The 23,026-nt window shown below is 71.8% G+C and carries 19 protein-coding genes and 1 pseudogene; 11 read left to right on the top strand and 9 right to left on the bottom strand.

Going from position 1 to position 23,026, the window contains the following annotated elements:
• Positions 1-408 precede the first annotated feature (408 nt).
• The 6 genes and pseudogenes from QFZ74_RS08010 (at position 409) to QFZ74_RS07985 (ending at position 6,037) form a co-directional block, all read left to right on the top strand.
• The gene (locus QFZ74_RS08010; RefSeq protein ID WP_307620091.1) at positions 409-1,572 is read left to right on the top strand and encodes a TraR/DksA family transcriptional regulator; all 1,164 of its coding nucleotides are present in this window, start codon (positions 409-411) and stop codon (positions 1,570-1,572) included.
• A gap of 68 nt (positions 1,573-1,640) precedes the next feature.
• Positions 1,641-2,237 (top strand): signal peptidase II, encoded by a 597-nt coding sequence (gene lspA / locus QFZ74_RS08005; protein ID WP_307620090.1) that lies wholly within the window; start codon positions 1,641-1,643, stop codon positions 2,235-2,237.
• Between the two features lie 69 nt (positions 2,238-2,306).
• Entirely contained in the window at positions 2,307-3,251 is a 945-nt protein-coding gene (locus tag QFZ74_RS08000; protein WP_307620089.1) for an RluA family pseudouridine synthase, read from the top strand.
• The gene (locus QFZ74_RS07995) at positions 3,248-3,715 is read left to right on the top strand and encodes a GNAT family N-acetyltransferase (protein ID WP_307620088.1); all 468 of its coding nucleotides are present in this window, start codon (positions 3,248-3,250) and stop codon (positions 3,713-3,715) included. Before QFZ74_RS08000 ends, QFZ74_RS07995 begins: the two co-directional genes overlap by 4 nt.
• 117 nt (positions 3,716-3,832) lie before the next feature.
• Positions 3,833-5,419, top strand: a complete 1,587-nt coding sequence (locus QFZ74_RS07990; protein WP_307620087.1) for a Na+/H+ antiporter — start codon at positions 3,833-3,835, stop codon at positions 5,417-5,419.
• 47 nt (positions 5,420-5,466) lie between these two features.
• Positions 5,467-6,037: pseudogene (locus QFZ74_RS07985) on the top strand (dienelactone hydrolase family protein).
• A 32-nt stretch (positions 6,038-6,069) separates the two neighbouring features.
• On the opposite strand, the gene QFZ74_RS07980 reads toward QFZ74_RS07985, so the two are convergent.
• The 5 genes from QFZ74_RS07980 to QFZ74_RS07960 form a co-directional block, all read right to left on the bottom strand.
• Positions 6,070-7,062 carry a zinc metalloprotease gene (locus QFZ74_RS07980; protein ID WP_307620086.1) on the bottom strand — a complete coding sequence of 331 codons (993 nt, stop codon included), beginning with the start codon at positions 7,060-7,062 and terminating at the stop codon, positions 6,070-6,072.
• Positions 7,063-7,382: 320 nt separating this feature from the next.
• Entirely contained in the window at positions 7,383-9,053 is a 1,671-nt protein-coding gene (locus QFZ74_RS07975) for an alkaline phosphatase (protein WP_307620085.1), read from the bottom strand.
• 103 nt (positions 9,054-9,156) lie between these two features.
• On the bottom strand, positions 9,157-10,017 hold the full coding sequence (locus tag QFZ74_RS07970; protein ID WP_307620084.1) for a thioredoxin domain-containing protein: 861 nt from the start codon (positions 10,015-10,017) through the stop codon (positions 9,157-9,159).
• Between the two features lie 83 nt (positions 10,018-10,100).
• On the bottom strand, positions 10,101-10,787 hold the full coding sequence (locus tag QFZ74_RS07965) for a hypothetical protein (protein WP_307620083.1): 687 nt from the start codon (positions 10,785-10,787) through the stop codon (positions 10,101-10,103).
• 67 nt (positions 10,788-10,854) lie between these two features.
• Positions 10,855-12,180, bottom strand: coding sequence for a DUF2252 domain-containing protein (locus tag QFZ74_RS07960; protein WP_307620082.1), 1,326 nt, complete (start codon positions 12,178-12,180; stop codon positions 10,855-10,857).
• Positions 12,181-12,411: 231 nt separating this feature from the next.
• On the opposite strand from QFZ74_RS07960, the gene dnaE reads away from it, so the two are divergent.
• Positions 12,412-15,951 (top strand): DNA polymerase III subunit alpha, encoded by a 3,540-nt coding sequence (dnaE, locus tag QFZ74_RS07955; protein ID WP_307620081.1) that lies wholly within the window; start codon positions 12,412-12,414, stop codon positions 15,949-15,951.
• 85 nt (positions 15,952-16,036) lie between these two features.
• Here dnaE and QFZ74_RS07950 read toward each other — a convergent pair whose 3' ends face one another.
• Positions 16,037-16,216, bottom strand: a complete 180-nt coding sequence (locus tag QFZ74_RS07950) for a hypothetical protein (RefSeq protein ID WP_307620080.1) — start codon at positions 16,214-16,216, stop codon at positions 16,037-16,039.
• A 227-nt stretch (positions 16,217-16,443) separates the two neighbouring features.
• Between QFZ74_RS07950 and QFZ74_RS07945 the strand changes: the two genes are divergently transcribed.
• The 4 genes from QFZ74_RS07945 (at position 16,444) to QFZ74_RS07930 (ending at position 20,349) form a co-directional block, all read left to right on the top strand.
• Positions 16,444-17,679 carry an NYN domain-containing protein gene (locus tag QFZ74_RS07945; RefSeq protein ID WP_307620079.1) on the top strand — a complete coding sequence of 412 codons (1,236 nt, stop codon included), beginning with the start codon at positions 16,444-16,446 and terminating at the stop codon, positions 17,677-17,679.
• Between the two features lie 127 nt (positions 17,680-17,806).
• Positions 17,807-18,781 (top strand): ABC transporter ATP-binding protein, encoded by a 975-nt coding sequence (locus QFZ74_RS07940; protein WP_307624076.1) that lies wholly within the window; start codon positions 17,807-17,809, stop codon positions 18,779-18,781.
• A 43-nt stretch (positions 18,782-18,824) separates the two neighbouring features.
• Positions 18,825-19,649: an ABC transporter permease gene (locus QFZ74_RS07935; RefSeq protein ID WP_373462358.1), complete on the top strand. Its 825-nt coding sequence runs from the start codon at positions 18,825-18,827 to the stop codon at positions 19,647-19,649.
• A 34-nt stretch (positions 19,650-19,683) separates the two neighbouring features.
• On the top strand, positions 19,684-20,349 hold the full coding sequence (locus QFZ74_RS07930) for an AAA family ATPase (protein ID WP_307620078.1): 666 nt from the start codon (positions 19,684-19,686) through the stop codon (positions 20,347-20,349).
• Between the two features lie 203 nt (positions 20,350-20,552).
• On the opposite strand, the gene ybaK is transcribed toward QFZ74_RS07930, so the two are convergent.
• From ybaK to QFZ74_RS07915, 3 genes are all read right to left on the bottom strand, one after another.
• Positions 20,553-21,059 carry a Cys-tRNA(Pro) deacylase gene (ybaK, locus tag QFZ74_RS07925; protein WP_307620077.1) on the bottom strand — a complete coding sequence of 169 codons (507 nt, stop codon included), beginning with the start codon at positions 21,057-21,059 and terminating at the stop codon, positions 20,553-20,555.
• A 68-nt stretch (positions 21,060-21,127) separates the two neighbouring features.
• Positions 21,128-21,868 (bottom strand): LON peptidase substrate-binding domain-containing protein, encoded by a 741-nt coding sequence (locus tag QFZ74_RS07920; RefSeq protein ID WP_307620076.1) that lies wholly within the window; start codon positions 21,866-21,868, stop codon positions 21,128-21,130.
• Between the two features lie 18 nt (positions 21,869-21,886).
• Complete coding sequence (locus QFZ74_RS07915) at positions 21,887-22,936, bottom strand: hypothetical protein (protein WP_307620075.1); 1,050 nt, start codon at positions 22,934-22,936, stop codon at positions 21,887-21,889.
• Positions 22,937-23,026: the final 90 nt, after the last annotated feature.

The raw sequence follows: 23,026 nt of genomic DNA, 5'->3' as shown, positions 1-23,026 counted from the left end.
ACTGTCCAAGGCGTTCTTCCGGCGGCTCCGGGGTGATCTTCACGTCGCGCTCGCCCCCGGGCTCCCACCGTCCCCGGGTCGCTCTGGGCTGCGTACGCCGCTACTCGTCCCCATCCACGCTTTTCGCTCTGCCCAGTGTACGGCGCGGCACAGACAGCGGCCGACCGCTTTTCCGGCACCGGCCCCGGCGGCGATGACCCGAATGGGGAGGTGCGGGGGAGCGTATCCGGGGATGCCCGGCCCGGCGGATTACCCGGCGGGGAGCGGGGCACAACGCAAAAGGGTCCGCGCGGGCGGTACGGGGGCGGACGAATCGGACAGCGTGCCCCGTTGCCGCGGGGCTGAAGTCGATTTATCGTCCCATAACGATTCGCGAGCGAAATCACAATATGTGAAGGGGCCGCGGCCATGGTGGCGAAGAAGACGGCCGTACAGCAGCCGGCGTCCGGCAGGTCCGGGCGCGCGGCTGCCTCCGCTGGTGCGGCCAGGGGCGCCGGGGGGAAGAAGAGCACGCGGGCAGGTCCGGCCAGGACCGGGGGAGCGGTCAACGGAAGCGGTGCGTCCGCCCACCAGGGGCCGGGCGCGGAGAAGTCGGTGAGCAGGAAGAAATCGGCGGGCAAGAAGGCGGCCGTGATGACGACGATGAGTGCAGAGGCCGAGGACGAGAGGACGGCTGCCAAGAAGGCCGCCCCCAAGAAGGCCTCCAGTAGAGCGGGCGCCGCCAAGGGCGCGTCCGGGAAGGCCGCCACCACGAAGGCGGCCGCCGCGAAGAGCCCCGCGAACGCGAAGGCCCCCGCGAAGAAGACGGCCGCCAGGAAGACGACCGACAAGAGGACGACCGACAAGAAGACGACCGCCAAGCGGGCCGCGGCCAAGAAGCCGGTCGCCGAGGCCGGCACCGCGGCGGTCGCGGAGCAGGCCCCCCCGAAGAGCACCGCCGCGCGCGCGGGCAGGAAGAGCACGTCCAAGAAGAGCGCGGCCAAGCGCCCGGCCGAGAAGAGCACTGTCCAGGACACCGCCGCGAAGAGCACGGCCAGGAAGAAGAGCACGGCCAAGAAGGTGGGCGCGGCCAAGGCCGCGAAGCAGACGGGAGCCACGACGGTGGTTGCGAAGAAGACCCCTGGCACGGCCACGGCGGCGAAGACCGCCGTTCCCAAGGCACGGCCGGCGGCGCCCGGCGAACTCGCCGTCCGCCCGGGGGAGGACCCGTGGACGCCCCAGGAGGTCGAGGAGGCGCGCGCCGAACTGCTGTCCGAGGGAGAGCGGCTGCGCACCGAGATCAGCTCGTCGGAGGCCTCCCTCGTCGGCATGATGCGTGACTCCGGTGACGGCGCGGGCGACGACGAGGCGGACACCGGCAGCAAGAACATCACGCGCGAGCACGAGATGGCGCTGGCCGCCAACGCGCGCGAGATGCTGATCCAGACCGAGCACGCCCTCCAGCGGCTGGACGCGGGCACGTACGGACTGTGCGAGAGCTGCGGCAACCCCATCGGCAAGGCCCGTATGCAGGCGTTCCCGCGCGCCACACTGTGCGTGGAGTGCAAGCAGAAGCAGGAACGCCGCTCCTGAGCGCGAGGGCCGTCGGGGGCGTGCCGTAGTCTCATCCTCGGTCGAGGCACCTAGGTTGAGGGACTCACGTGGCAGAGGCGGAGCGCACCATCGGCATGCCGGACACTCCGGACGACAGAAGCGAGCAGCCGGCGCGGCCCGGCGCGGGCGCGGCCGAGGACGCGGCGGCGCGGCCCCGGGGCAAGCGCCGCATCGCCGTGCTGTTCGTGGTGGCCGTCTTCGCGTACGCCCTCGACCTGATCAGCAAGCTGCTCGTGGTCGCGAAGCTGGAGCACCACCCGCCGATCGAGATCGTGGGCGGCTGGCTGGAGCTCAACGCCATCCGCAACCCGGGCGCCGCCTTCGGCTTCGGACAGGCCTTCACGATCATCTTCACCGTGATCGCGGCCGCCGTGATCGTCGTGATCATCCGGCTGGCCCGCAAGCTCTACAGCGCCCCCTGGGCGATCGCGCTCGGCCTGCTCCTCGGCGGCGCGCTCGGCAACCTCACCGACCGGATCTTCCGCTCGCCCGGGCTCTTCGAGGGCGAGGTCGTCGACTTCATCGCGCCCCGGGGCTTCGCGGTGTTCAACCTGGCCGACTCGGCGATCGTGTGCGGCGGCATCCTGATCGTGCTGCTGTCCTTCCGCGGCCTGGACCCGGACGGCACCGTCCACAAGGACTGAGGCCCCGGTCCGGGGGGTTTGTCCACAGGCTCGGTCGGTGCCGTCGGAGCCGTCCGTCATACTCGACGGGTGAGCACGATTCCCGAGATCCGTACCCTGCCCGTGCCCGACGGCCTGGAGGGCGAGCGCGTCGACGCCGCCATCTCGCGCATGTTCGGCTTTTCCCGCACCAAGGCGGCGGAGCTGGCCGCTGCCGGCAAGGTCCAGGTCGACGGCACGGTGGTCGGCAAGTCCGAGCGGGTGAGCGGCGGCGCCTGGCTCGAGGTCGAGATGCCCCAGGCGCCCGCGCCCGTACAGGTGGTCGCCGAGCCGGTCGAGGGCATGGAGATCGTCCACGACGACGATGACGTGGTCGTCATCGTCAAGCCGGTCGGCGTCGCGGCCCACCCCTCGCCCGGCTGGACCGGTCCGACCGTCATCGGCGGCCTCGCCGCCGCCGGCTACCGCATCTCCACCTCCGGCGCCGCCGAGCGCCAGGGCATCGTCCACCGCCTCGACGTCGGCACGTCCGGCCTGATGGTGGTCGCCAAGTCGGAGCGCGCGTACACGTCGCTGAAGCGCCAGTTCAAGGAGCGCACGGTCGACAAGCGCTACCACACGCTCGTCCAGGGCCACCCCGACCCGACCAGCGGCACCATCGACGCCCCCATCGGCCGTCACCCCCAGCACGACTACAAGTGGGCGGTCACGGCCGAGGGCAAGCCCTCCGTGACCCACTACGACCTCATCGAGGCCTTCCGCGCCGCCTCCCTGCTCGACGTGAAGCTGGAGACGGGCCGCACCCACCAGATCCGCGTCCACATGGCCGCCCACCGCCACCCGTGCGTCGGCGATCTGACCTACGGCGCCGACCCCACGCTCGCCAAGCGGCTCGGCCTGACCCGCCAGTGGCTGCACGCCGTGCGGCTCGGCTTCGAGCACCCGGGCACCGGTGACTGGGTGGAGTTCGAGTGCGACTACCCGGAGGACCTCCAGCAGGCCCTCGACCAGGTCCGCGAGGAGACCTACGCGTGAGTGCGCCGTACGTGGTGCGCGTCGCCGAGGACCCCGCCGACCGCGAGGCGTGCTTCGCGGTCCGCAAGGAGGTCTTCGTCGTCGAGCAGGGCGTCCCGCAGGACCTGGAGTACGACGCGTACGACGCCGCTGCGGTGCACGTGCTGGCGGTCCGTGAGGACGGCACGCCGCTCGGCACCGGCCGGCTGCTGTACGGCGAGGCGGCCGCCCCGAAGGCCGGCGCCGACCCGTCGGTGGGCGCGCTGGGGCGGCTCGCCGTCGCCCGGGAGGCGCGCGGACTGGGCGTCGGCGTCGCCCTCGTGCGCGCCATCGAGGACGCGGCCCGCGCGCGGGGCCTGACCGCGGTCGACCTGCACGCGCAGACACACGCCCTGGGCTTCTACGAGCGGCTCGGCTACGCGGCGTACGGCCCGGAATACCCCGAGGCGGGGATCCCGCACCAGGCGATGCGGCGCGCTCTGTAGGGCGGGCCGGGGCGCTGCGGCGCGCTTCGCGGCCGGGCGGCGAAAGAGTCGGGTGAGCGAGGTCACATGGCAGGCTTGAGGCCCGCTGTGTGAACGTCGACTCCCGGAGTGCCGGCCGTGGATCAGTTGGTCCTGTTGTTCGTGCTGCTGCTCGGTGCCGTGGTGAGCGTCCCGGTCGGGGACCGCTTCCGGCTCCCGGCGCCGGTGCTCATGACACTCCTCGGGATCGCCCTCTCGCTGGCCAGCTTCGTGCCGGACGTCAGCATCCCGCCCGCGCTGATCCTGCCCGCCCTGCTCCCGCCGCTGCTGTACGCGGCCGTACGGCGCACCTCCTGGCGGCAGTTCACGGCCAACAAGCGGCCGATCTTCCTGCTGGCCGTGGCCCTGGTGTTCGTCACCACGTTCTGCGTGGCCGCGGTCGCCCACGCGATCGTGCCCGGGCTGCCCATCGCCGGTGCCCTGGCGCTGGGCGCGCTGATCGCCCCGCCCGACCCGGTCGCCGCCACCGCCGTCGCCGGTCAGCTCGGGCTGCCGCGCCGGCTGGTGTCGATCCTGGAGGGCGAGGGGCTGTTCAACGACGTCACGGCCATCGTGCTCTACCACGTGGCGATCGCCGCCGTCGTCAGCGGAAGCTTCTCGCCCTGGCGGGCCGGGCTGGACCTGGTCCTGTCCGCCGTCGTCGCGGTCGGCGTCGGACTGGTGCTGGGCTGGTGCGCGAACCGGCTGCTCGACTTCCTCGGCGACGCCACGCTCCAGATCGGGCTCACGCTGCTGGTGCCGTACGCCTCGTACGTGCTCGCCGAGGTGCTGCACGGCTCCGGCGTGCTGGCCGTGCTCACCGTCGCGCTGTACCTCGCCGAGTACGCCGCCGATCCCGACGACGTGACGACGCGGCTGGCCGGGCACACCTTCTGGGAGATCGTCGAGACGCTCGTCACCGGGGTCGCGTTCGGACTGATCGGGCTGGAGCTGCACACCGCGATCCGGACGGCGGCCGGGCGCTGGGCGGAGATGCTCGTCTGGTCGGCCGCGGTCGTGGCGGTCGTCGTGGTCGTCCGCCTGCTGTGGCTGGTGCCCGCCACCGCGCTGACCCAGCGCTGGCACGCGAAGGCGGTTCGCGACGAGGACATTCCGATGACCTGGCGGGAGACCGTCGTCATGTGGTGGGCGGGGATGCGCGGGGTGGCGTCGGTCGCGCTGGCGCTCGCCATCCCGCTCACGACCCGGGACGGCGGGCCGTTCCCCGACCGGAACGAGATCATCTTCATCGCCTTCGCGGTGATCATGGCGACGCTGGTGCTCCAGGGGCTGACCCTGCCCTGGCTGGTGAAACGGCTGGGGGTGCGGGCCGACACCGAGCGCGAGAAGGACTTCGAGAAGCAACTGGCGCTGCGGGCGGCGAAAGCGGCCAAGCAGCGGCTGCGGGAGATCGAGCAGGACGAGGAACTGCCGGAGGAGCTGTCCGAGCAGATGTTGCGGCGGGCCTTCGACATCGGGGCGCGGATCAGCCCGGACGTCGGCGAGGAGGAGCGGCGCGAGGGCCACGAGAAGCGGGTACGGCGGCTGAAGCGGGTGCGGCGCATCCAGGGCGAGATGCTGAGCGCCGCGCGGCACGCGGTGCTCTCGGCGCGCAGCGAGCCCGGGGCCGACCCGGAGGTGGTGGACCGGGTGCTGCGGCACCTGGACGTACGGAGCCTGCGCTGAGCGCCTCGCGGCACGGTGCTGTCGTACCCGGCTGGCACCATGGCCCCATGAACATCATGCTCTTTCACTCGGCCTACGGCCTCACCCCCGCCGTGCGCCAGGCCGCGGACCGCTTGCGGGCCGCCGGGCACGAGGTGTGGACGCCGGACCTGTACGAGGGGCGGACGTTCGAGACCATGGAGGAGGCCGCGGCCTACCGGGACGAGGTCGGCAAGGACGAACTGCTGAAGAGGGCGGTCCTCGCTTCAGCGCCCCTACTCGGAGCGCGGGCTCGTGTACGCCGGTTTCTCGCTCGGCGCCTCCGTCGCGCAGACGCTGGCCCTGGGCGACGACAAGGCGCGCGGACTGCTGCTCCTTCAGGGCACCTCGGACATCGCGTCGAACGCGACGGCCGACGACCTGCCGGTCCAGCTGCACGTGGCGGAACCCGACCCCTACGAGACGGACGAGTGGCTGAGCTCCTGGTACCTCCAGATGGGCCGGACGGGCGCCGACGTCGAGATCTACCGCTACCCCGGCGCCGGACACCTGTACATGGACCCCGACCTGCCGGACTACGACGCGGAGGCCGCCGAGGCCACCTGGCGGGTGGCGCTCGGCTTCCTCGACTCGCTGTAGCCGGTCAGCCGTGGCTGGTCAGCGGTGGCCGCTCAGCCCGCCGCGCGGTACGCCGCCCAGCTCTGCTGCATGCGCGCCACCTGACCGGCCGTGAACTGGTACATGCAGGAGTCGTACGTGTAGTCCATGAAGTTGTGGATCGGGTCGGCGCCGACCGAGCGGGTGCAGGTGTCCCGGCCCTCGGGGCACTGGAACGCGGCGCTCTTCTCGGCCGGGGTGTCGGAGACGTAGTCGCCCTGGCCGCTGCAACCGCCCTGGAAGGTGTGGTAGAGGCCGAGCCAGTGGCCGACCTCGTGCGTCGCGGTGTCGCCCTCGTCGTAGTTGGCGGCCGAGCCGCCCGGCAGGGACGCGTCGAGGATGACGACGCCGTCCATGGAGGGGCTGGAGGCGTAGGAGCTGGGGAAGGTGGCCCAGCCCAGCAGGCCGCCGCCGAGGTTGGCGGTGTAGATGTTGAGCGCGTTCGCGCCGCCCTTGCGCAGGGCGGATTTCATCGCCTTCTCCTCCTGCGAGCCGGAGCCGACGTTGTACCAGGCCGCGTTGTCCGTGTAGTCGGTGCCGGCCAGGCTGAACTGGAAGCCGGAGTCGGTGTTGCCGGTGCCCTGGCCGGCGTAGGCCGCGTTCAGCACGTTCATCTGGGCGTTGATGTCGGTCGAGCTGAGCTGGCCGGCCGCGCCGTCGTGGATGACGTGGAAGTACACCGGGACCGTGGCCGCCGCGGCGGCGGCGAGACTGCGACTGCCGGAGGAGGGCAGCCTGTCGACCTTCTTGCGCAGGTCGGCGTTCATCGCCTCGGCCTTGGCGGTGCTGACCTCGTTGGGCTCGGCGAGGCCCTCGTCGCCGTGTACGGGGCGGGCCTTGCGGGCCGCGGACTGACCGGTCTCCCCGGCGCACTTGGCGGCCGGAGCGTGCGCCGCGGCCACCTGGGTCGGCCCCGACACGGGGGAGAGCAACAGCGTTCCGGCCGCGAGGGCCGTGCCGACGAGGCGTCTGCGCGTAAGGCGGGGTATCCGGGCGAGCGCACGCATGCTGACTCCTAGCTGATGCGTTGTGGGGAAGGAGGCCTGGGGTCTTCCCAGCCGCCGCCCGGAGATTACGTGGACATGACCAACCGCGAGGAGTCGTGATCAAGCCCAATCAAATGTCCGGCAGATCCTGACAATTGACGGCAGTGGTCCGTGCCGCGAGCCGGAGTCCGGGATCCCGGTGTCACGAGCTGGATGACGCTGGCGGGTGGTGTGTCCGGATTTGGTGCGCGGTCGGCACCACCCGCCGCATCGCCGCGATCCCCGGTCAACAGACCTTGGTCGCGGCACGGTTGACCGAAACAGGCCTTGCCGCACAGGATTTACACAGGGTCGTACGTCCGCTCGACCTTCTGCGTGCCGCTGCGCGTGCGGTACGAACGCGCCCAGGACGAGGTCGCGTCGGCGTTCGTGCGGTCGGAGACGACGTAGTAGTCCATCTGCGCCCGGTCCGCGGTGATGTCCAGGACGCCGTAGCCGTGGCGGTCGGTGTCGACCCACTGGACGTGCCGGTTGGCGGAGCACAGGACCGGCGCGGCGACCGCGGAGACGGTGCCCTCGGGCAGGTTGGCCATGTCGTCGAGGTTGTCGGAGGTCACCGAGGTGACCACGAACTCGGTGGCCGCCGACGCGGACAGCGGGTAGGTGCCCGCGTCCACCGGCACGTCACAAGCCCACGCCATGTGGATGTCGCCGGTCAGGAAGACGGTGTTGCCGATGGCGTTGGAGCGCAGATGCGCCAGCAGCTCACGGCGGTCGTCGGTGTAGCCGTCCCACTGGTCGGGGTTGAGGGCCAGGCCCTCCTGCGGCAGACCGAGCAGCTCGGCGAGCGGCCTCAGCAGATCGGCGGTGAGCGAGCCGAAGGCGACCGGCGAGATCATCACCGAGTTGCCGACCAGCCGCCAGGTGGTGTCGGAGCTCTTCAGCCCGGCCTTCAGCCAGTCGAGCTGGGCGCGGCCGGTGAGGGTGCGGTCCGGGTCGTCGACCGCGCCGCTGCCGACGGCGGCCTGCTGGGAGCGGAAGGAGCGCAGGTCCAGCAGGGACAGGTCGGCGAGCTTGCCGAAGCGCAGTCGGCGGTAGGTGGTGCCCGCGATGGCCGGGCGGACCGGCATCCACTCGAAGTAGGCCTGCCTGGCGGCCGCCTGACGCGCCGCCCAGGAGCCCTCGACGCCCTCGGTGTGGTTCTCGGCGCCTCCCGACCAGGCGTCGTTGGCGAACTCGTGGTCGTCCCAGATGGCGACGACGGGCGCCTTCAGATGCAGGGCCTGGAGGTCCGGGTCGGTCTTGTAACGGCCGTGCCGGGCACGGTAGTCGGCGAGCGTGAGGATCTCGTGCGTGGGCGTGTGCGGGCGCACCACCGTGCCGCGCGTGCCGTACTCGCCGGTCCCGTACTCGTAGATGTAGTCGCCCAGGTGCAGCCAGGCGTCGAGGTCGCCGCGGGCGGCGAGATGGCGGTACGGGGAGAAGTACCCCGCCTCCCAGTTGGCGCAGGAGACCACGCCGAAGCGCAGGCCCGGCACCGCCGCGTCCGCCGCCGGGGCGGTACGGGCGCGCGCCACCGGGGAGTCGGTGCCGCCCGCCGAGAAGCGGAACCAGTAGTCGGTGGCCGGGGCCAGGCCGCGGATGTCGGCCTTGACGGTGTGGTCCGAGGCGGCCGTCGCGGTGGTGGAGCCCCGGGCGACGACGTTCCCGAGCGCCTTGTCCGTGGCGAGGACCCAGCTCACCTCGGTGTCCGGGCCGACCCCGGAGCCGGGTATCGCCTCGGGGACCGGGGTCACCCGGGTCCACAGCAGGATGCCGTCCGGGAGCGGGTCGCCGGAGGCGACGCCGTGCAGGAAGGAGGGGGCGCCGGTGGCGGCGCGAGCGGGCAGCGCGGCGGCGATCGGGCCGGCCAGGACGGCGGTGGCGGCCGCGGCCTTGACGACCGTACGGCGGCGCGGCGCGGGGGAGTTGAGTCCCGCGGCCGCTGCGAGTGATCTGTGTCGACTGGTCACGACCGATCAGGCTACTGATCGGTACGCACGAGAGCGGGCGAACTCGTGAAGTTCGCCCGCTCTTTGCGTGGAGCTTGCCGCGGTACCGGTTTCCGGCGGCCCGTCAGCCCTTCAGCGCCGCGCCCACCACCGAGTTGAAGGCCGCCACCGTCATGGGCGGGTAGCCCTGGGGGCCGCTCGTGAGCTTCTTGCCGTCCATGACGAAGCTCGGGGTGCCCGTCACGTCGTCCTTGTTGGTGTCGAAGGTCTTCGACATCGCCAGCGCCCAGGCGTCGTAGGTGCCCTTCTTCACGGCGTTCTGGAACTGGGCGTTGCCCTTGAGCGCCGGGACGGTGTCGGCGACCTCGATCAGGTAGGCGTCGTCCTTGAACTTGTCGACCTTCTCGTCCGGGTGCCACTTCGCCGAGTACAGCGCGGACTTGTAGTCGAGGAAGGCCTCGGGGCTCACGTTCAGCGCGGCGCCCATGGCGCTCATCGCGTTCTTGGAGCCCTCGCCGTTCTTGCCGATCTTGCCCTTGCCGAGCGCGTCGCCGTCGAGGAAGGTGCCGCCGATGTACTGGATCCTGAACTTGCCGCTGTCGACGTCCTTCTTCACGGTCGGGCCGACCGCCTGCTCGAAGCCGGCGCAGACCGGGCAGCGCGGGTCCTCGTAGACCTTCAGGGTCTTCTTCGCGCTGCTCTTGCCGATGACGACCGTGGTGCCGTTCCGGCCCGTGGTGTTCGCCGGCGCGACGATCTTGCCGGCCTTCACGTCCTTGCTGTCCTGCACGCTCTGCCAGTGGCTCGGCTGGTTCGCCTGCACCACCGCGTAACCTATGCCGCCGGCCGCGGCCAGCACCGCGACGGCCGAGGCGGCCACGATCGCCTGCCGCTTGACCTTGTCGCGCTTGGCCTGCCGCTCACGCTCGACGCGCAGCCGCTCCCGTGCCGCCGTCTTCGCCGCCTGGGCGTTCCGCTTGCTCATGGGTGATCTCCTGTGGGACGCGCACCTGTCGTACGCGGGATACGTGTGGGGAGGTGGTCCTGTTCGGGGGCCGGGGGAGCCGCTCAGACGGCGGCGGCCACCGGACGCGGTGGGCCACGGCGTCCCAGGGAGTACACGAACAGCCGGTCGCGGGCGGCGGCCACGAGCGGTGCGGGGCGCGCCGGCCGGCGCACCGGAGCGGGACGTACCGCCACCGCCGCCACGGCCACCAGCAGCGGGCGGAAGGTGACGGCCGCGGCCGCCCGCAGCAACTGGGTCAGCGCCCGCTCGCCGCGGCGCAGCCACGCCGCCGCGAGGAGCCCGACGGCGACGTGCGCCGCGAGGAGCAGCCAGGCGGCGGCCGGCTCGGCGTGCGCGAGCAGCGCGGAGGCGCGGCCGGGGCCGTCCGTCATCCGGGCCAGCGGTGTGCCCACGGCCCCGCCGCGGCACAGCACGTCCAGCCCGACGGCGTGCAGCGGGCCGGCCACCGGACCGCCGGCCCGGCCGTAGCAGGCGTGCTGGCCGGTGGTGAACACCGTGTCGGCGGCGAGCTCCAGCGGCACCAGCAGGGCCGCGATGCGGCCGACGCCGCGCTCCCGGCCCGCCAGCGCGAACGCGGTGGCGAAGACCCCGGCGGCGACCGCGCCCACGGTCGGCAGCGGCAGCGGAACCCGGGACAGCAGCACGTGCGACGCGGTGCTGAGCGTCACGACGAAGGCCGTGAACAGCGCCGCGCGCACGGCTCTGAGCTGGGTCCCGGATATGTCCATAGCGTGGAGAGTGTGTCACGGGCTCCGGTAAGACACCCCTAAAGGGTTCCTGTGAGCCCGGGGGCGGTCACAGGCCGGGGATCCGGCCGTTGCGGAACAGGTCGACGAAGATCTGGTGGTCGGCCCGCGCGCGGGCGCCGTAGTCGTGGGCGAAGTCCACCAGTACGTCCGCGAAGCCCTCCTCGTCGGCGGCGATCGCCGCGTCGATGGCCCGCTCCGTGGAGAACGGCACCAGCGACTCGCCCGAGGTGGTGTCCGCGGCCGCGTGCATCGTGGCGGTGGCCCGGCCCAGGTCGGCGACGACGGCCGCGATCTCCTCCAGGTCGTCGATGTCGCCCCAGTCCAGGTCAACGGCGTACGGCGAGATCTCGGCGACCAGCTGACCGGCCCCGTCCAGCTCGGTCCAGCCCAGCCACGGGTCGGCGTGCGCCTGCAGGGCGCGCTGGGAGATCACCGTGCGGTGGCCCTCGTGCTGGAAGTAGTCGCGGATCGCCGGGTCCGTGATGTGCCGGGAGACCGCCGGGGTCTGGGCCTGCTTCATGTAGATCACGACGTCGTTCTCGAGGGCGTCGCTGTGGCCCTCCAGCATGATGTTGTACGACGGCAGGCCCGCCGAGCCGATGCCGATGCCGCGCCGGCCGACCACGTCCTTGACCCGGTAGGAGTCCGGGCGGGCCAGGGAGGTCTCCGGGAGCGTCTCCAGGTAGCCGTCGAAGGCGGCCAGCACCTTGTAGCGGGTGGCGGCGTCCAGCTCGATGGAGCCGGCCCCGGGCGCGAAGCGGCGCTCGAAGTCACGGATCTCGGACATCGAGTCCAGCAGCCCGAACCGGGTCAGCGAACGGGCGTCGCGCAGCGCGTCCAGGAGCGGCCCGCGCGCGGTGTCGAGCGTGAACGGCGGCACCTCGTCGCTCTTGGCGCCGGTCGCCAGGTCGTGGACGCGCTCGCGGTACGCGCCCGCGTACACCCGCACCAGGTCGGTGATCTGCTCGTCGCTGAGCGCCTTCGCGTACCCGATCAGGGCGACGGAGGCCGAGAAGCGCTTCAGGTCCCAGGTGAAGGGGCCGACGTACGCCTCGTCGAAGTCGTTGACGTTGAAGACCAGGCGGCCGTTCGCGTCCATGTACGTGCCGAAGTTCTCGGCGTGCAGGTCACCGTGGATCCACACACGCGAGGTGCGCTCGTCCAGGTACGGTCCGCCGCGCTTCTCGGCGTCCAGGTCGTGGTAGAAGAGGCACGCCGTGCCCCGGTAGAACGCGAAGGCCGACGCCGCCATCTTCCGGAACTTCACGTGGAACGCGGCGGGGTCGGCGGCCAGAAGCTGGCCGAAGGCGGTGTCGAAGACGGCGAGGATCTCCTCGCCGCGCTGCTCGTCGCTGAGCTGGGGGACCGACATCGCTGGGTGCCTCCTGGTGCAGGTGCTGGATCGGGTACGACGGCGTTTCTGCCGTGTCCAACGGGCGACGGTACGCGGTCGTGCCCGGGCCCGCGCACGACCGTACGCGCTGAAGCCCGTCGAGTGTCAGTGCCGGGGCATAGACTTCCGAGCTGTCCCCCAGTCCGTCCGCAAACGGTCAGCAGGCGATCCCCGGATCGTCCGCGGCAGTTTCCCTTGGAGGCCCGAACCGTGTCCAAGCCGCCCTTCACGCACCTGCACGTCCACACCCAGTACTCGCTGCTGGACGGTGCCGCGCGGCTCAAGGACATGTTCAACGCCTGCAATGAGATGGGCATGACGCACATCGCCATGTCCGACCACGGCAACCTCCACGGGGCGTACGACTTCTTCCATTCCGCGCAGAAGGCCGGAGTCACCCCGATCATCGGGATCGAGGCCTATGTCGCGCCCGAGTCCCGGCGCAACAAGCGCAAGATCCAGTGGGGCCAGCCGCACCAGAAGCGGGACGACGTCTCCGGTTCGGGTGGTTACACGCACAAGACGATCTGGGCGGCGAACAGCACGGGCCTGCACAACCTCTTCCGGCTGTCCTCGGACGCGTACGCCGAGGGCTGGCTCCAGAAGTGGCCGCGTATGGACAAGGAGACCATCGCCCAGTGGTCGGAGGGCCTGATCGCCTCCACCGGCTGCCCCTCCGGCGAACTCCAGACGCGGCTGCGCCTCGGGCAGTACGACGAGGCCCTGAAGGCGGCGGCCGACTACCAGGACATCTTCGGCAAGGACCGCTACTTCCTGGAGCTGATGGACCACGGCATCGAGATCGAGCGCCGGGTCCGTGACGGCCTGCTGGAGATCGGCAAGAAGCTCGGCATCCCGCCGCTGGTCACCAACGACTCGCACTACACGTACGCGCACGAGGCCGGCGCGCACGACGCCCTGCTGTGCATCCAGACCGGCAAGAACCTCTCCGACCCCGACCGCTTCAGGTTCGACGGCACCGGCTACTACCTGAAGTCCACGGACGAGATGTACGCCATCGACTCCTCGGACGCCTGGCAGGAGGGCTGCCGCAACACGCTGCTGGTGGCCGAGCAGATCGACACCACAGGCATGTTCGAGAAGCGCGACCTCATGCCCAAGTTCGACATCCCCGAGGGCTACACCGAGATCACCTGGTTCCAGGAGGAGGTCCGCCGCGGCATGGAGCGCCGCTTCCCCGGCGGCATCCCCGAGGACCGCCAGAAGCAGGCCGAGTACGAGATGGACGTCATCATCCAGATGGGGTTCCCGGGCTACTTCCTCGTGGTCGCCGACTTCATCATGTGGGCCAAGAACAACGGCATCGCGGTCGGCCCCGGCCGAGGCTCCGCGGCCGGCTCGATCGTCGCCTACGCCATGGGCATCACCGACCTCGACCCGATCCCGCACGGCCTGATCTTCGAGCGGTTCCTCAACCCCGAGCGCGTCTCCATGCCCGACGTCGACATCGACTTCGACGAGCGCAGGCGCGTCGAGGTGATCCGGTACGTGACGGAGAAGTACGGCGCCGACAAGGTCGCCATGATCGGCACGTACGGCAAGATCAAGGCGAAGAACGCGATCAAGGACTCCGCGCGCGTGCTGGGCTACCCGTACGCCATGGGCGACCGGCTCACCAAGGCGATGCCCGCCGACGTCCTCGGCAAGGGCATCGACCTGAACGGGATCACCGACCCCTCGCACCCGCGCTACAGCGAGGCCGGCGAGATCCGCGGGATGTACGAGAACGAGCCGGACGTGAAGAAGGTCATCGACACCGCCAAGGGCGTCGAGGGCCTGGTCCGGCAGATGGGTGTGCACGCCGCCGGCGTGATCATGTCCAGCGAGACCATCACCGACCACGTCCCGGTCTGGGTGAGGCACACCGACGGCGTGACCATCACGCAGTGGGACTACCCGAGCTGTGAGTCGCTCGGCCTGCTGAAGATGGACTTCCTGGGCCTGCGCAACCTCACGATCATGGACGACGCCGTCAAGATGGTGAAGGCCAACAAGGGGATCGACATCGATCTCCTGAGCCTGCCGCTCGACGACCCGACGACCTTCGAACTGCTCCAGCGCGGCGACACCCTCGGCGTGTTCCAGTTCGACGGCGGGCCCATGCGCTCCCTGCTGCGGCTGATGAAACCCGACAACTTCGAAGACATCTCCGCCGTCTCCGCGCTCTACCGTCCCGGCCCGATGGGCATGGACTCGCACACCAACTACGCGCTGCGCAAGAACGGCCTCCAGGAGATCACGCCGATCCACAAGGAGCTCGAAGAGCCCCTCAGGGAGGTCCTGGACGTCACCCACGGCCTGATCGTCTACCAGGAGCAGGTGCAGAAGGCCGCCCAGATCATCGCCGGTTACTCGCTCGGCGAGGCCGACATCCTCCGCCGCGTGATGGGCAAGAAGAAGCCCGAGGAACTGGCGAAGAACTTCGTCCTGTTCCAGAAGGGCGCCCGCGACAAGGGCTTCAGCGACGAGGCCATCCAGGCCCTGTGGGACGTGCTGGTCCCGTTCGCCGGCTACGCGTTCAACAAGGCGCACTCGGCCGCGTACGGCCTGGTGTCGTACTGGACCGCCTACTTGAAGGCGAACCACCCCGCCGAGTACATGGCCGCGCTGCTGACCTCCGTCAAGGACGACAAGGACAAGTCGGCGGTCTACCTCAACGAGTGCCGCCGCATGGGCATCAGGGTGCTCCCGCCGAACGTCAACGAGTCCGAGTCCAACTTCGCCGCCCAGGGCGACGACGTGATCCTCTTCGGCCTCTCCGCGGTCCGCAACGTCGGCACCAACGTGGTCGAGGCGATCATCCGCGGCCGCAAGGCCAAGGGGAAGTACAGCTCCTTCCCCGACTACCTCGACAAGGTCGAGGCGGTCGCCTGCAACAAGCGCACCACCGAATCCCTGATCAAGGCGGGCGCGTTCGACTCGATGGGCCACACCCGCAAGGGCCTCACCGCGCAGTACGAGCCGATGATCGACAACGTGGTCGCGGTCAAGCGCAAGGAGGCGGAGGGGCAGTTCGACCTCTTCGGCGGCATGGGCGAGGAGGACAGCAGCGAGCCCGGCTTCGGACTCGACGTGGAGTTCACGACCGAGGAGTGGGACAAGACCTATCTGCTCGCCCAGGAACGGGAGATGCTCGGTCTGTACGTCTCCGACCACCCGCTCTTCGGCCTGGAGCACGTGCTGTCCGACAAGGCCGACGCGGGCATCTCCCAGCTCACCGGAGGCGAGCACGCCGACGGCGCGGTGGTCACCATCGGCGGCATCATCTCGGGCCTGCAGCGCAAGATGACCAAGCAGGGCAACGCCTGGGCGATCGCCACGGTCGAGGACCTCGCGGGCTCCATCGAGTGCATGTTCTTCCCGGCGACGTACCAGCTGGTGTCGACCCAACTCGTCGAGGACGCCGTGGTGTTCGTCAAGGGACGCCTGGACAAGCGCGAGGACGTGCCGCGGCTCGTCGCGATGGAGCTGATGGTCCCGGACCTGTCCAACGCGGGCACCAACGCGCCCGTGGTGCTGACCATTCCGGCGGTCAAGGTGACCCCGCCGATGATCAGCCGCCTCGGTGAGATCCTCACCCACCACAAGGGCGACAGCGAGGTCCGCATCAAGCTCCAGGGCCCGCGCAAGACGACGGTGCTGCGGCTGGACCGGCATCGGGTGAAGCCGGACCCGGCGCTGTTCGGCGACTTGAAGGTGCTGCTGGGCCCGTCCTGCCTGGCCGGCTGAGCGGCGCCGCGTGAGCGCGGCCCACAGCGCGAGAGGGGTGCACCCGTCGTCACGGGTGCACCCCTCTCGGCTGCCTGCGCGGGCCTCAGTTGTGGCCGAAGCGCTTCTGCTGCTTACGAGCAACATCCGCCGGGCTGCCCGGGGCGTGCATGACGGGGGACTCGTGCGCCTCCGTGGACGCCCGGTGCGCCTGCTCCTTGGCCTGCTCGGCCTGCGAGGCGCGGTTCTGGGGGGCACCCTGTTTGCGGTTCTTGTTCTTGGCCATGGTGATCTGCCTCCTGAGGGGGAATCTAGGGGCCAGGGCCGTCCTCAGATTCACATGTGTCGACATAACTCGCATGTCGGACAATTACCGTCTGTGACAGGGCTCGTCGGGCATACCGCACCCCGAAACGCCACGCCGAAGATCGAGTTCGGGCCGTTAACGCCCGCGCGGTCGGGCAGACTCGAAGCACAGCCCGAAGCAAACCTCCCGGAAAGAGGGTGAGTCGCGTGGACCGCTGCATCGTGCTGGTGGACGCCGGGTATCTGCTGGGGGCCGCCGCCAGCCTCCTCGCCGGTGAGCCGTCGCGGTCCCGGATCACCGTCGACCACCCCGCGTTGGTCCAAGCGCTGCGCGAGCGAGCCGAGTCGGACACCGAGCGCCCCCTGCTGCGCATCTACTGGTTCGACGGCGCCCCGGACCGCGTCCCCCAGCCCGAGCACCGCAGGCTGCGCGTGATGCCCAGGGTCACCGTCCGGCTGGGCGCCCTGACCCGCAGCGACGGACGCTGGGCCCAGAAGGGCGTGGACGCCGCCATGCACGCCGAGCTCACCGAGCTGGCCCGCAACCGCGCCTGCTCCGACATCGTCCTCGTCACCGGCGACGGCGACCTGCTGCCGGGCATGATGGCTGCCAAGGAGCACGGCGTCGCCGTCCACCTGTGGGCCGTCCAGGCCGCCGACGGCGACTACAACCAGTCCGAGGACCTGGTCGCCGAGGCCGACGAGCGGCGCGTGCTGGACCGGACGTGGATCACCAAGGCCGTCCGCGCCAAGGAACTCACCGGCGTCTGCGCCCCGCCCCCGGTGCCCCGGCCCGAGATCGCCGCGATTCTCTCCGCCCCGCTGCCCGACTCCGCGCTCGCCGCCGCGGCCGAGCGGGCCGCCGAGCAGGAGGACCACGCCTCCGCCGCCCACGCGCCGGGCAACGGGACGCAGGAGCGCACGGCCGCGGCCAAGGGCGGCGGCGTCCCCACCCCCAAGGACCTCGCCGCGCTGCACGCCCCCGGCACCCACGGCGTCCAGCACCCCGGGACCCCCTCGACCGCCACCCTGCGCTGGTCCTCCGACAAGGGCTGGGTCGACCGGCCCGGCGGCACCGCGGAGTCCGCCGACGCCGCCTCCATGCCGACGCTCGCCCAGCTCACCACGGCCGAGCAGCGCTGGGCCGACCGGGAGGAGGACATCACGACCGTCGGCGGTGACCCGTACGAGGTCGGACAGGTCTTCGCCCGGCGCTGGATGGCCCGGCTCGGCGACCAGGTCCACCTGCAGAAGCTGTCCGGCATGTACCCGCGCATCCCGCACCGCATCGACGGCGAACTGCTGCGCTACGCCGCCCGGTTCGGCCTGCTCGCCCACAAGGACGACCAGATCGACGAGCACGACCGCTACGCCATCCGAGCCGGCTTCTGGCGCGAGATCGACGTCCGCACGGCGGCGGAGCACGCGGCCGCCGGGGAGTGAACCCGCAGGGCACACCGCGGGGGATCCGCGGGAGCGGCCCCAAAGGCGAGTAAAGGCCGCGCACCCCGTAGTCTCCTCCCTTGTGAGTACGCGCGCGGCACCGGCACCTCGGCATCAGCACGACGTCGTGTGCGCCGTACGCGGGCTGACCAAGACCTACCCGGCCGTCCCCGCGCGCCGCGGCACACCGGCCGTGCCCGAGGTCCGGGCCACCGACGGGATCGACCTGGACGTCGGGCGCGGGGAGATCTTCGGACTGCTCGGGCCGAACGGCGCCGGCAAGTCCACCCTCGTACGGCAGCTCACCGGGCTGCTGCGCCCCGACGACGGCAGCGTCGGGATCCTCGGCCACGACATCGTCCGGCACCCCGAGCGGGCCGCCCGGATCCTCGCCTACCTCGGCCAGGAGTCGACCGCCCTCGACGAGCTGACCGTCTCCCTCGCCGCCGAGACCACCGGACGGCTGCGCGGACTCGACGTACGCCAGGCGCGGGCCGCGCGGGACGACGTCCTCGACGAGCTGGGGCTCGCCCCGATCGCCGGGCGCCCGCTGAAGAAGCTCTCCGGCGGACAGCGCCGGCTCGCCTGCTTCGCCGCCGCCCTCGTCGGGCAGCGGCCCCTGCTGGTCCTCGACGAGCCGACCACCGGCATGGACCCGGTGGCCCGGCGCGCGGTCTGGGCGGCCGTCGACCGGCGGCGCGCCGAGCACGGCACGACCGTGCTGCTGGTCACCCACAACGTCATCGAGGCCGAGTCCGTCCTCGACCGGGTCGCCGTCCTGGACCGGGGCCGGGTCATCGCCTGCGACACCCCGGCCGGGCTCAAGGAGCGCGTCGCCGACGAGGTGCGCGTCGAGCTGGTGTGGCGGGAGGCGGCGCCCCTGGGGGTGCCCGAGATCGCCGCGCTGCGGGAGCGGGCCGAGCAGTCCGGGCGCCGCTGGACGCTCCGGCTGGTGCCCGAGGAGGCCCGCGCGGTCGTCGCCACGGTGACCGGCGGGGCCGCGTTCGCCGCGCTGGACGACTTCACGCTCACCACGCCCAGCCTGGAGGATGTCTACCTGACGCTGGGCGGGGCCGCACGGCAGGGGCTGGTGAAGGCGTGAGCGAGGGCATCGGTGTCATCGGTGTGAGGAAGGGCAGCACTACGTGAGTGTCGTATCCGCCGAGGCCGTGTCGGGCCGGGCCCGGACCCTGGCGGAGCCGCCGGTCCGCGGCGCCGCGAAGCTCGGACCGCGCGCCCGGCTGTGGCCGTCGCTGGCCGCCGTCTACCGGGCGCAGCTGTCCCGCGCGCGCGTGGCACGCATCCCGCTGCTGTTCGTGGCGACCTTCCAGTCCGTCGGCATCATGGTCATGATGCGCGGCGTGGTGGACACCCCGGCCGAGGCCCGGGCCGTGGTGGCCGGCTCGTCGGTCGTGGTCGTCGCCTACGTCGCCCTGAACCTGCTGTCGCAGTACTTCGGGCAGCTGCGGGCCGGCGGCGGGCTCGACCACTACGCCACGCTGCCCGTGCCGCCCGCCGCGGTGGTGCTCGGCGCGGCCGGCGCGTACGCCTCCTTCACCGTGCCCGGCACCCTGGTCACCGCCGTCCTCGGGTCCGTGCTGTTCGGGCTGCCGCTGACGAACCTGTGGATCCTGGCCTCCGTGATCCCGCTCGCGGGCGCCGCGCTCTCCGGGCTCGGCGCCGCCTTCGGGCTGCTCGCGCCCCGGCCGGAACTGGCGACCCTGCTCGGCCAGTTGGGCATGTCGGCGGCCCTGCTGCTCGGGGTGCTCCCGGCCGACCGGATGCCGGGGATCGTCCGCCTCGCGCGGGACCTGCTGCCGTCGACCTACGGTGTCGAGGCCTACGCGCGCACCTTCGCCCCGCACCCCGACTGGGCGCTCGTCGCCGCTGACCTGGGGGTGTGCGCGATCGTCGGGGTGGTGTCGCTCGCCGTGGCCTCCTGGGCCTACCGGCGGGCCGCCGTCCGGTGACGCGCCGTACCGGGCGACCTGGCACGATGTCAGGGTGACCGCACCGCTGACTCCGCCACCGCCACCGCACGACCAGTCCCCGCACCAGGCCTGGCAGGGGTCGCCGCCTGCCGGAGCGGACGGGGGCGTGTACGAACAGGACGGTCCCGGGATGAAGACCGAAGTGCGGGAGGCCGCCGTGATCACGGCGGCGATGACGCTCGGCGGGCTGCTGCTCGGGCTGCTGTGGTGGTGGCTGGCTCCCCATGTGCCGCTGGTGGGCGACCAGGTGGACAAGGCCTGGGTGGTCTACCTCAAGGACACCGAGGGTGAGCAGGCGGCCGGTGTCGACGGAACGTTCACCCTGCTGGCACTGGGCTTCGGCCTGGTGAGCGCGCTCGCCGTGTTCCTGCTGCGGCGGCGCGGTGGCGCGCCGCTCGCGGTGGCGCTCGGCGTCGGCGGGCTGCTCGGCTCGGTGCTGGCGTGGCGGCTCGGGGTGTGGCTCGGGCCCACCCAGGACGTGATCGCGCACGCGAAGGCCGTCGGCAAGGGCGTGATGTTCTCCGCCCCGCTCAAGCTCGGCGCCAAGGGGGCGCTGCTGGCCTGGCCGGTGAGCGCACTGCTGGTGCACCTGGGGCTGACGGCCCTGTTCGGGCCGCGGGACCCGGACCCCTTCGAGCACGTGGAGCAGGCGGGGCCGTACGGGACGCCGCCCGCGTGAGGTCGTGAGGGAGACCGGGGCGCCGCTCGCGTGAAGCGAACGGCGCCCCGTCGAGCTCTCTGCGCCTTACGCCGGTCGCTCTCTGCGCCTTACGCCGGTCGCCGCCCGTGGTTCGCGCGGCCCTTCTTCGTGCGCCACCTGCGTTTGCGGGTTCTCTTCGACATGTCCTCGTAGTAGCCGAGGACGGGGCGTCCGTCGAGAGGTCACGCACGCCCGATGGGCGCGAGGACGGCGTCCGTCAGCTTGGCCAGATCGTCGGGGGCCAGCTCGACCTCCAGGCCGCGGCGGCCCGCGGAGACGCAGATCGTGCCGTGGGCGGCGACCGAGTCGTCCAGGACCGTGCGCAGCCGCTTGCGCTGGCCCAGCGGGGAGATGCCGCCGCGTACGTAGCCGGTCGTGCGCTCGGCGAGGGCCGGGTCGGCCATCGCGGCCCGCTTGCCGCCCACCGCCGAGGCCAGGGCCTTGAGATCGAGGGAGCCCGCCACCGGGACCACGGCCACCGTCAGCGCGCCGTCGACGTCCGCGACGAGTGTCTTGAAGACGCGCTCCGGGGACACGCCCATCGCCTCGGCCGCCTCCTCGCCGTACGACGGGTGGGCGGGGTCGTGGTCGTAGGCGTGGACGGTGTACTCCACGCCCGCGGCCGTCAGGGCCACCGTGGCGGGGGTGCCACCGGACTGCTGCTTCTGCTTCTGCTGCTTCTTCGGCATTGCCTTCTTCAGGTCAGGCTTCTGTTCGGGCTTCCGTTCAGGCTTCAGTTCGGGCTTTCGTTCAGGCTTCAGTTCAGGCTCGTCGGCGAGCGCGTCAGCTCGGCCGCCGGCAGGGACGGCAGGTTGCGGAGGATGGCCGTCTCCGCGCGAAGGAGCTTCAGTTCGTCGCGCAGGCGGGAGGCCGTGTCGGGGGCCTGGAGCAGGCGCTGGCGCGTCGGGGTGTCCAGCATCATCGCGGCGGCGACCAGGTAGGAGACCACGGACGGGTCGTCCGGCAGCTCCGCGTTCGTCGTGAGCGACCGCTCGCTGGCACCCGCCAGGCGCTTCTGGTACTGGCGGAACGAGCGCAGCACGCCCTCGGCCAGCGCGCCCGCCTCGTCGCCGGGCTCCTCGGTGAGCTCCTCCAGCTCCGCCGTCAGGAACGGGCCGGACGTATCCACCGACAGCAGCCGGACCCGGGTCGTGCCCGTCGCCAGCACCTCGAAGGTGCCGTTCGGCCGCTCGCGGATGGTCGCGGCGTCGGCGATGCAGCCGATGCCGTGGAAGGCCCGCGACGGGTCGGCGCCGAAGCCGGCGGTCGGGCCGCGCTCGGGCACCGCCGTCGGATCCGGCATGCCCGGCGCGCTCGGGGCCACCTCGTGGCCGTCGCGGATGGCGACGACGCCGAAGCGGCGCGGCTCGTCCTCGGGGGTCTTGAGCAGCTCGCGCATCATGGCGCGATAGCGCTCCTCGAAGATGTTCAAGGGGAGCACCAGGCCCGGGAAGAGCACCGAGTTCAGCGGGAAGAGGGGAAGACGGACGGTGGTCACGGCGTCACAGCCTAATGGTCATGGGCGGAGTGGTGTCCCGCCCTGCCTGCCGGTTCGTCCGGATCCGGCGGGTTCGCGGGGCCGGTCCGCGGCCGCGGCGAGCTCCTCGCGCAGCCGCAGGACGTGACCCAGCGGGTCGTCGGACAACCGGTCCCAGGGGAAGGACGTGACGTACGGCCCGATCAGCCGCAGCTGCCCGAGGGCGTCCCGCGGACGGTCCAGGCGTATCAGGACGTACGTCAGCAGGTTACGTATCCGGGCCGTGGCGGGGTCGGCCGCGGGGTGCCGTGCGGACAGGTCGAGGGCCAGGTCGGCGGCCGTGTCCAGGCTGTCCCGCGGCACCGCGGCGTTCCGGGTCAGGCAGGCGTGGGCCGCGTGGAGCGGGAGGGCCCGCACCAGGGCGCCGGGCGGGGCGTCCTGGGCGGCGGACTCGGCGAAGGCGAACAGTACCTCGGGCGCGCCGGGCTCGTCCTGGGCGTCCGGGAGGGCCCGGTCGCACAGGTGGCGCAGGGCGGCGACATGGCAGCCGTAGTGGTGCGGCGAGCGGCGTGTCGCCTCCTCCCACAGACGGGTGGCCTCCGCGCGCCCGGCGTCCGTGCCGCGCGCCCGGTCCAGCGCGAGGCGCCACGGCACCGGGTCGCGCCGGTCGGCCCCGGCGGCCGCGGTGATCAGCGGCTCCACCTCGCGCAGCAGCTCGGCCCGGGCGGGGGAGCACCAGGCGCGGTCGACGGCGAGCTGGGCGTGCAGCAGCAGGGCGTCCGGGTCGTCCGGGGCGGCCGCGCGCCACGCGTCCGCCCACTCCGGGCGCGAGCGGGCGAAGGCGGCGAGCCGCCGCAGGTACCGGTCCCGGTCCTCCCAGGCGCGGTCCGCGCGTGTCGCGGCCAGCACCGTCGCGGCGGGCTCGTACGCGCCGCCGGCCGCGGCGACCAGCGCCGGGGCGAGCCGTTCGTCGGGCGCGTCGAGCAGGACCTCGTCGTCGGCCGGCAGTCCGTCGGCGGGGCGCGAGGCGGTTCGTGCCCTCCGTACGGAACGGAGGAGGGCGTGCAGCAGAGGCATGGTGTCGACCATTGAAAGTCCGCAGGTCATCGCGGCGCCAGAGGGTTCGGGCAACCTGCGGAAAGTTGTACGGGCACCGGTCAAGGCCCGGTAAAAGGTGAT

The organism is Streptomyces sp. V3I7, assembly GCF_030817495.1.
In the GTDB taxonomy this organism is placed as follows: domain Bacteria; phylum Actinomycetota; class Actinomycetes; order Streptomycetales; family Streptomycetaceae; genus Streptomyces.
The sequence above is the reverse complement of the archived record's forward strand: the minus strand, read 5'-3'. Positions and strand labels throughout refer to the sequence as shown.

What these genes read in the sequence shown, in the direction of transcription:
- QFZ74_RS08010 (WP_307620091.1), top strand. Translation starts at nt 409, where the DNA reads ATGGTGGCGAAGAAGACGGCCGTACAGCAGCCGGCGTCCGGCAGGTCC.
- QFZ74_RS07980 (WP_307620086.1), bottom strand. Translation starts at nt 7,062, where the DNA reads ATGCGTGCGCTCGCCCGGATACCCCGCCTTACGCGCAGACGCCTCGTC.
- QFZ74_RS07970 (WP_307620084.1), bottom strand. Translation starts at nt 10,017, where the DNA reads ATGAGCAAGCGGAACGCCCAGGCGGCGAAGACGGCGGCACGGGAGCGG.
- QFZ74_RS07965 (WP_307620083.1), bottom strand. Translation starts at nt 10,787, where the DNA reads ATGGACATATCCGGGACCCAGCTCAGAGCCGTGCGCGCGGCGCTGTTC.
- QFZ74_RS07960 (WP_307620082.1), bottom strand. Translation starts at nt 12,180, where the DNA reads ATGTCGGTCCCCCAGCTCAGCGACGAGCAGCGCGGCGAGGAGATCCTC.
- QFZ74_RS07950 (WP_307620080.1), bottom strand. Translation starts at nt 16,216, where the DNA reads ATGGCCAAGAACAAGAACCGCAAACAGGGTGCCCCCCAGAACCGCGCC.
- ybaK (WP_307620077.1), bottom strand. Translation starts at nt 21,059, where the DNA reads ATGCCGAAGAAGCAGCAGAAGCAGAAGCAGCAGTCCGGTGGCACCCCC.
- QFZ74_RS07915 (WP_307620075.1), bottom strand. Translation starts at nt 22,936, where the DNA reads ATGGTCGACACCATGCCTCTGCTGCACGCCCTCCTCCGTTCCGTACGG.